The organism is Mycobacterium sp. NAZ190054, assembly GCF_001545925.1.
GTDB lineage: Bacteria > Actinomycetota > Actinomycetes > Mycobacteriales > Mycobacteriaceae > Mycobacterium.
This window is the reverse complement of record NZ_LMVQ01000353.1, coordinates 1-3,014: the sequence shown is the minus strand read 5'-3', so window position 1 is coordinate 3,014 and position 3,014 is coordinate 1. Positions and strand designations below refer to the sequence as shown.

Sequence of the window (3,014 nt, the reverse complement as noted above, 5' to 3'; positions counted from 1 at the left end):
CTGGGCGCGGGCCGCGTAGATCGCAGCGGTGTACCCGGCCGGGCCGGACCCGATGATGATGACGTCGTGGACGGTCTCTGAGGAGGTCATGCGTCCCTTTCTGCCTGCGGCGAGAGTTCTCAAGAACCGCAGCTGCGTAAACAACCGCGTTCTCTAAACAACAGGGTAGGCCCGGGTGTTCCCGACCGCGCTCACGGGCGCGCGACGACGGTCTCGGCGAGCACCGCGGTCCGGGCGGCGTCGCAGGCCGCCGGCACCGCCACGGCGGAGATCTCCGCGGGGGTCGCGCCGGGCAGCAGCAACACCACGGCCGGTTGTCCGGAGATCTCGAGCCGGCGGCCGCCGAGGATCTCGAGGGTGGGGGCGTAGCCCAGGCCGGCCAGGCAGGAGCCGCGGCGCCGGGGATCGGTCAGCGGACCCAGATCGGGGGCCGTGCCGAGCAGGGCCCGCAGTTCGGCGTCCGGCAGCGGGAAACCGTCCGCGTGCCCGGCGACGGTGATCAGCGACGCGGTCGGGCCGGTCGGGAAGACCGGTCCGGGATCGCGGACCAGCATCACCGCACCGACCACCAGGCCGGCCGTCACCGCCGTCACACCGGCGGCCAGACCCGCCCGCTGGCGCCGGGTCAGCGTCGGGCGGGACAACGTGTGGGCGCCGGTGCGCGAGGCCTCCCGCAGCGACGCAGCAATCCGGGCGGTCACGTCGGCCGGCACCTCCGGAGCGCTGTCCGGGTCGTTTCCGAGGCGTTCCAGTGCGCGGCGCACGTCGGGGTCGGGATCCTGGCCCGCGCCGCTGTCCATCCCGCCCGCCGATCGTCGCCCGACAGATCGTTCGAGGCTATCGGACGGAGGTCACTCCGCGGCAGCAGCGAAGAAGTGCAGCGACTCGGCGAGTTTGGTCCGGGCCCGCGAACACCGCGATTTCACCGTGCCCTCGGCGACGCCGAGCATGCGCGCGGTCTCGGCCACGCTGTATCCCTGCATGTCCACCGCGACGACCGCGGCCCGCTGCTCGACGGGCAGCCGCATCAGTGCACGCTCGATCACGATGGCGGTGTCCACGTGCCCCGTCGGGTCGACGCCGCCGCAGAGCCGGTCGTCGAGTTCGTCGCAGTCACGGGTTCGGTTGCGCCGCAGGCGGTCCAGGCACGCGTTGACGACGATGCGGTACAGCCAGCTGCTGACGGCGGAGTCGTGGCGGAAAGTGGCGGCCGTGCGGTGCGCGGCCAGCATCGCGTCCTGCAGCGCGTCGGCGGCGTCGTCGGGGTCTCTGCTGGTCAGCTGTGCCAGCCGGTAGAGCTGTCGGTGGTGGCGGTAGAAGAGTTCCTCGAACGCGTACCGGTCACCGCCGACGTGGGCGGTCAGCAGTTCGGCATCGGTGCGCGGCTGCCCGGACCGCCCCCGCGTGCCACCGAATATCCCCACAGCCGAACACTAATCGGCGCCGGGGGAGGCCTTGAGCACCAGTTTTCGCCGCCGGCCGGGGAGCCCGGTTAAGGGCGCCGCGGTCAGGACGCCGCGTTGAGGGTGACCTCCGCGATGTCGGAACGGCTCTCGCCGTCGACCTGGCCCAGGGTGGACACCCACACCAGGACGTTCGAGGTCGGCTCGGCGTCGGAGATCTCGATGGTGTTGGAGCCGGGCCGAAGCGGGGTCGGATCGGTCAGCGCCGTGGTGTCCTCCAGCGATGACGGTGAGTCCGTCGACGACGACCGGATCTGTACCGAGGTCCCGGTGCTGTTCAGGTTCACCGTGACCGAGCTCAGCTTCGTCGGCTCGGGCAGTTCCAGCATCAGGCCGACGCCGTTCTTGAAGTTCGGGAACGGGACGGCATCGGTGTAGGTGTCGATCGGCCACACCGTCGACGGGTTCCCGTCGATCGCCAGGTCGGCCAGGTCCGGCGCGTCGGCTTCCCCTTCGGGGGAGAACACCGTCACCGCGACGGGTTCGACGACCGCGCCGCTTTGGGTGGGAGTCGCGTCGGTCGACGACGGCGACGGTGCGTTCAACCCCAGCTCGTCACCGCCGAGCCCGCTGCCGACGTCACCGAAGATCCGGCTGAGCGCGGTGCCCAGCAGGATGACGGCGATGATCGCGATCGCACCCGCCACGGTGAGCCCCACGATGAGGCCCTTGCGGCGCCGCTCGGCGGCCTCCGGGTCGAACTCGGCGTCGTAGTCGCCGTCGCCGGCCTCCGCCGCCGGGTCGTCCACGGGGGCGATGTGGTCGGTGCGGTCGGCGATCGCGGTGGCCTGCTGCAGCAGGTTGAGCAGAGTCGGCGCGCTGCGGATCCCGCCGCCCTCCTGGACCGCCCGCGCGGCGGCGGCCGAGATCTGGAACGGGATGTCGCGGTCGACGATCTTGGGTTCGACGGGCTGACCGGCGGCGTCGAGGTCGGCGGGTTCGAGCCCGCCGGGTTCTCCGGTCTCGGGCAGCGGCCACCGGTCGACCAGCAGCGCGTACAGCGCCGCGCCGATCCCGCGGATGTCGTCGTCGGGCGACGCGTCGGGCAGCGTCGCGGGGAACGCGAGCGCGACGTCTCCGTCGATGCTGACCCGTATCCGACTCGGGTGGTCGATGGACAGCGCGACCCCGTTGCGGTGGGCCACGTCGGCCGCGGCCGCGAGCGACTGGATGGCCCGGGCACCGCCGATCGGGGACGGGTTGGTGTCGGCCACCTCGGCCAGCGAGCCGCCGCGGATCCACTCCGAGACCACCAGACCGCCGGACCCGTTGCGGACGACGTCGAGGACCTGCGCCACGCCGGGCATGTCGATGCGGCTGAGGCGCTGGGTGCGGTCCAGGATCTCCTGCACCTGCCGCTCGGGCAGGGTGCCCTCGGGGTCGACGAACGTCAGCGCGACCTGGCGGTCCAACGCGGTGTCGAGGGCCTGCCAGAACTGCAGCCGCGCTGGTCCGCCGTGGAACACCAGCAGCCGGTAACGCCCGTCGACGACCGTCGCACCCGGGATCAGGTGCACGTCCTCGGTGACGGACGTCTCGACGGTGGGCTCG

Annotated in this window: 4 protein-coding genes; all 4 read right to left on the bottom strand. The window is 72.2% G+C overall.

The annotated features are described in order from the left end of the window. Positions 1 to 90, bottom strand: a 90-nt coding sequence (locus ASJ79_RS32580) for an FAD-dependent oxidoreductase (protein ID WP_156448565.1), incomplete at its 3' end; no start/stop codon positions are given. Between the two features lie 101 nt (positions 91 to 191). After that, positions 192 to 800: a hypothetical protein gene (locus ASJ79_RS21460; RefSeq protein WP_067959648.1), complete on the bottom strand. Its 609-nt coding sequence runs from the start codon at positions 798 to 800 to the stop codon at positions 192 to 194. 51 nt (positions 801 to 851) lie between these two features. Continuing rightward, complete coding sequence (gene sigM, locus ASJ79_RS21455; protein WP_067959645.1) at positions 852 to 1,424, bottom strand: RNA polymerase sigma factor SigM; 573 nt, start codon at positions 1,422 to 1,424, stop codon at positions 852 to 854. An 83-nt stretch (positions 1,425 to 1,507) separates the two neighbouring features. Continuing rightward, on the bottom strand, positions 1,508 to 3,014 hold a 1,507-nt coding region (locus ASJ79_RS33345; protein WP_197420316.1), incomplete at its 5' end, for a protein kinase family protein.